5 protein-coding genes are annotated in these 4,115 nt (G+C 69.7%); 3 read left to right on the top strand and 2 right to left on the bottom strand.

Annotation, left to right across the window (positions count from 1 at the left end; all coding sequences use genetic code 11):
* From VIB55_RS14755 to VIB55_RS14745, 3 genes are all read left to right on the top strand, one after another.
* Positions 1-282, top strand: a 282-nt coding sequence (locus VIB55_RS14755) for a phage holin family protein (RefSeq protein WP_331877420.1), incomplete at its 5' end; no start/stop codon positions are given.
* Complete coding sequence (locus tag VIB55_RS14750) at positions 279-1,079, top strand: hypothetical protein (RefSeq protein WP_331877419.1); 801 nt, start codon at positions 279-281, stop codon at positions 1,077-1,079. The genes VIB55_RS14755 and VIB55_RS14750, both read left to right, overlap by 4 nt.
* Before the next feature lie 4 nt (positions 1,080-1,083).
* Positions 1,084-1,359, top strand: a complete 276-nt coding sequence (locus VIB55_RS14745) for an acylphosphatase (RefSeq protein ID WP_331877418.1) — start codon at positions 1,084-1,086, stop codon at positions 1,357-1,359.
* Positions 1,360-1,507: 148 nt separating this feature from the next.
* Here VIB55_RS14745 and mnmE read toward each other — a convergent pair whose 3' ends face one another.
* Entirely contained in the window at positions 1,508-2,881 is a 1,374-nt protein-coding gene (mnmE, locus tag VIB55_RS14740; RefSeq protein ID WP_331877417.1) for a tRNA uridine-5-carboxymethylaminomethyl(34) synthesis GTPase MnmE, read from the bottom strand.
* A gap of 303 nt (positions 2,882-3,184) precedes the next feature.
* Positions 3,185-4,115 (bottom strand): membrane protein insertase YidC (gene yidC / locus VIB55_RS14735; protein ID WP_331877416.1); only part of this gene is annotated, 931 nt, incomplete at its 5' end.

The following is a 4,115-nucleotide window of genomic DNA, read 5'->3' as shown; positions in this document are numbered from 1 at the left end:
GACATCATCAAGGTGGCGGTCGGCGGCGTAATCGCCCTGATCGGCGCCCTGGTGCTGATCCTGTTCCTGGTGCTGGCGGTGGGCGACGCGGTCGACGAGTACTGGCTGGGCGCGCTGATCGTCGGACTGCTTTTCGTGATCGTCGGCGGGTTGCTCGCCAAGAGCAACCTGAACAAGCTCAAGCACGAGAGCGTGACGCCGGCCCTCACCATCGAGACTCTCAAGGAGGACAAGCAATGGCTTCAGAGCGAGATCAAGCAGGCCAAGCGGGATCTGGCATGAGCGGCACCGGACGCAACGCCGGCGGCTCGTCCGCCATGGGCGACAAGGGCGGATCCGGCGATGTGCATAGCGGCCTGCACAGCGCCGGCGGCGGTGACCAGTACGAGGGGCTGCAGTTTGCGGGGAGCGAAGAGGGCGGCAGCCGCAGCCGGCTTGGCGGCGCGGCCGAGGCCATCCGCGACCGCGTGGGCGAGGGTGCCCGCAACCTGGCGGGCGAAGTGGGGCCGCGGGTGGCACGCGTGGCCAGCACCACCCGCGACCGCGCGAACCGCGCGATGGAGCAGCGCGGCCTGGTAGACCGCCTTCGCGACAACCCGCTGCCCATTCTGGGCGTGGCGTTCGCCATCGGCTTCGTGCTGGCGGCTCGGGACGACGACGACGATGACTACGGCACGTCGAAGGCGTCGCGCGCGCGGCGGGAGCTTCGCAGTGCCCTGATGGGCGGCATCAGCGCCGGCATTGCACAGGGCGCGCGCGGGTTCCTCAGCCAGACCAACAGCCAGGGCAGCGGCTTCCTGGCGGAGCTGATCGACGGCTTCATGGGTGGCCAGCAGGGCGGTGGCAGCCAGGGCGGATCGGCGGGGGGCTCCACCGGCCGTGCCGCGGGCAGCGGCGGTGGCTCGGGCGCTGGCAGCGGGGGCGGACGCACCGGCGGCTCGGCGGCTGGGGCCAGCGGTGGCGGGTCGGCGGGCGGATACGGCGGCTCGACGGCGGGTGCCAGCCGTGCCGGCACGTCCGGGTCGGGGGCTGGGAGCACGGGCGGGTCGCGTCCTCCCAGCCACCAGGAAGACCTCTGACGGGATGATCGAGGCCGGCTCTCGCGTGACCGGCCGGGTGCAGGGAGTGGGGTTCCGCTGGTGGACCCGCTCCCTCGCCAACCGGCTGGGTGTTTCCGGCACCGTCCGCAACTTGCCGGACGGTGCCGTCGTCGTCCACGCCCGTGCTTCCGAGGCGCGGCTGGATGAGTTGCGGGCGCAACTGGCGAAGGGCCCGCCCGGCGCCCTCGTCGACGCGGTGGAACCACTTCCATTCTCAGGGGATGGCTTCCGCGACGGTGAGTTCGCCATCATCCGCTGAATCCGAAGCTGCCCCGAAGAAAATCGGCTCGCGAGATTCGCGATTAACGAACGATCCCGATTTCGGGAATACTCTGGCTCGTCCCGCTGTCCCACGTGCGATAAAAGCGAATTTCGCGCGAATTTTCCGTCCGCCTGCGTGTCCGGGGCTACTTGCCCACGCAAAAGCTGCCGAAGACGCGATCGAGCACGTCGTCCACCGAGACCGCGCCCACCAGGTCCTCCAGCGCCCCCGCGCCCGCGCGAAGGTGCGTCGCCGCAAACTCCATCGGCACGTCGTCGTCCAGGGCAGCCAGAAAATCGCAGACCTCGTCGCGCGCCGTCCGCAACGCGCGCGCGTGGCGTTCGCGGGTGACCAGCGGCGCCTCTCCCGGCTCGCCGAGGATGCCGCCGAACGCCCGCCCCAGCAACGCCTGCCGAAGCTCTGGCAATCCATCCCCCGTCACCGCGGAGACGGCCACACACGGGATCGCGCCCGACGCGTCCGCCGGCGCGCTGCCGTATCGATCGCGCTTCGTCCGCACGAGCACCAGGCGGGCCGGGTCGACGCCTGCGACGAACGCCGCCTCGTCCTCCTCCATTTCCCGTCCCGCCTCCACGCAGAACAGCACCAGGTCCGCGGCGGCCAGGTACCGGCGCGCCACCTCGATCCCCATCCCCTCCACCGTGTCCACCGTCTCCCGCAACCCCGCCGTGTCGACCAGGCGGAACGGATAGCCGTCGATCGACACGGATGACTCCAACGCGTCGCGGGTCGTCCCGGGGATGTCGGTGACGATGGCGCGCTCCGTTCCGAGCAGTGCGTTGAACAGGGACGACTTGCCGGAGTTGGGGCGCCCGGCAAGCACCGTCAGCGCGCCTTCGCGCAGCAGCTCGCCCTCTGGCGCGGTGGCCAGCAGCGCATCGATCCTCCCGATGACGTCCCCAGCTGAGGCGCGGATGCGGGCTGGGGGAACGGGCGGCTCGTCTTCTTCGGGGAAGTCGATGGAGTAGGCGATCAGCGCCTCGGTGCCGATGATGGCCTCGCGCAGCTCCGCGATGCGCTTGGATAGGCCGCGCTCCATCTGGTGCACGGCCGCGCGGTGCAGGGCGCGCGAGCGACCATCGATCAGGTCGGCAACGGCCTCGGCCTGCAGCAGGTCCAGCTTGCCGTTCAGGTATGCGCGGCGGGTGAACTCGCCGGGCTCGGAAGTACGCGCGCCGGCGGCCAGGAGCGCATCGAGCACCAGCTGAGGGGTCAGCACGCCTCCGTGGGTGGCGATCTCCACCGTGTCCTCGCCGGTGTAGCTGGCCGGCGCGGCGAAGTAGGTCACCAAGCCGCGGTCCAGGAGTTCTCCCGTCTCGGGATGCCGAAGCGCCACCAAGCGCTGCACTCGCGGCGCGATGTCGCCTAAGGTGGGTGCGATGGCGCGGAGAATGTCGACCACACGGGGGCCGGACACGCGCAGCAGGGCCACGGCACCACGGCCCTGCGGCGTGGCGATGGCGGCAACGGTGTCGGCGGGGAAGGGGAGCGAGAGCATGGGGGATGATGGGGCGGGGCAGGGGCGCGCGAAAGGGAGGACCCTGGCCCCGACCACCCACGGGCGACTGAAGTCGCTGCAACAACCACACGAAGTCCGCCTGCGCGGGCTGGCCTGTTCTCGTGTGACGACGCCTGTGAGGCTCGCCCGGGGCTGTATGGCGGATCCCTCGGTCGCTGCGGTCCGGGATGCGCGGCCAGGCTGATCGTGGCCGCTCCGTCGGGATGACAGAGGCGCTCGGTCCATGCAAAAGCGCCCGCCCTCCACCAGGAGAGCGGGCGCTCTGATGACACCAGCGATGGCCTATCTGCGCTTCCGATTCGCCGGAATGCGCTTCAGCGCGTCGTGCTTGACCGCGACCTTCTGCTCGGCCTTGTGCTTTTCCGTCACGCGGCGGCGCTCGTTGGCGATCAGGATCTGCTGGGGGAACGAGGCGACGTTCGTGGATGCATAGTACAGGTTGAGCCCCGACGGCATGGCGAAGAAGAACATGCCCATCATCACCGGCATCATGTACATCATCATCCGCGTCTGCTCGTTCTGCTCCATCCCGCTGAGCTTGGTGCTCACCCACTGCAGCCCGAACATCGACACTACCAGGAACGCCGGCAGCAGGTACAGCGGATCGCGCAGCGACAGGTCGGGGAACCAGGCGAAGCTGGTGCCGCGGAACTCGATGGCGCTCTGGAACACGAAGAACAGCGTGATCATCACCGGCATGGGGATCAGCAGCGGAAGGCACCCCGACATCATCGACAGCGGATTGACCCCCAGCTCCTGGTACAGCGCCATCATCTCGGCGTTCATCTTCGCCGGATCGCCCTTGTGCCGCTCCTGGATCTCCTTCATCCGCGACTGCAGCACCGGCTGCACCGCCATGTTCTTCATCTGCGCGCGCATGGCCCGCGCGTTCAGCGGCCAGGTGACGCCGCGTACCAGGAACCCGAAGAGGATCAGCACCCACCCGTAGTGAAGGCCCAGCGTGGTGTGCAGGCCGTTGAGCGCCCACAGCACGGCGGCCGCGATGGGACGAACCACCGGCCGCAGCCAGCGGTAGCCGTACGGGTTCACCTCTTCCAGCTCGTGGCCCACGGCGGCCAGGCGCGCGTGCTCCTGCGGGCCCAGGTACGCCTGCTGCCGGAACGCACCGTCGGCGCCCAGCGGCTGCACGGCGCGGGCGCGGGCGCGGGGCGACTGCAGGGTGTCGCCCTTGAGCGTGTACTTGATGTCGCGC

The sequence above is a fragment of the Longimicrobium sp. genome (assembly GCF_036554565.1).
GTDB lineage: Bacteria > Gemmatimonadota > Gemmatimonadetes > Longimicrobiales > Longimicrobiaceae > Longimicrobium.
The sequence above is the reverse complement of the archived record's forward strand: the minus strand, read 5'-3'. Positions and strand labels throughout refer to the sequence as shown.

What these genes read in the sequence shown, in the direction of transcription:
- VIB55_RS14750 (WP_331877419.1), top strand. Translation starts at nt 279, where the DNA reads ATGAGCGGCACCGGACGCAACGCCGGCGGCTCGTCCGCCATGGGCGAC.
- VIB55_RS14745 (WP_331877418.1), top strand. Translation starts at nt 1,084, where the DNA reads ATGATCGAGGCCGGCTCTCGCGTGACCGGCCGGGTGCAGGGAGTGGGG.
- mnmE (WP_331877417.1), bottom strand. Translation starts at nt 2,881, where the DNA reads ATGCTCTCGCTCCCCTTCCCCGCCGACACCGTTGCCGCCATCGCCACG.